Source organism: Mesorhizobium sp. M7A.F.Ca.MR.245.00.0.0, from assembly GCF_003997415.1.
In the GTDB taxonomy this organism is placed as follows: Bacteria; Pseudomonadota; Alphaproteobacteria; order Rhizobiales; family Rhizobiaceae; genus Mesorhizobium.
Map to the genome: position 1 here is coordinate 1 of NZ_RZTE01000124.1, position 314 is coordinate 314.

At 56.7% G+C, this 314-nt stretch carries 1 protein-coding gene; it reads left to right on the forward strand.

Annotation, left to right across the window (positions count from 1 at the left end; all coding sequences use genetic code 11):
- Window positions 1-21 precede the first annotated feature (21 nt).
- A partial coding sequence (locus tag EOB80_RS34370; RefSeq protein WP_164762843.1) for a TlpA disulfide reductase family protein occupies window positions 22-314 on the forward strand: 293 nt, incomplete at its 3' end.

A 314-nucleotide genomic window follows, 5' to 3' on the forward strand; every position in this document is an offset into this window, starting at 1 on the left:
GGAATGACTTTGGACACCAAGATGGAACTGCGTATGGGGTCCCCGGCTCCTGCGCTGAAAGTGGAGAACTGGCTGCGTGGCGAGCCCCTCACGAGCCTTCGGCCCGGCAAGGTCTACCTCGTTGAATTTTGGGCGACTTGGTGCCGACCATGTGTCCACGCCATGCCCCATTTGATCGAACTGCAGGAGAAATATAAAGACAGCGGATTTGAGATTATCGGAGTCGCAGCTTGCGAAAAGGCTGCAACCGCGGACGAAGCGCGGACCAACGTGGATGCCTGGCTGACCGAGAAGTTCCCGAATCTGAATTATCG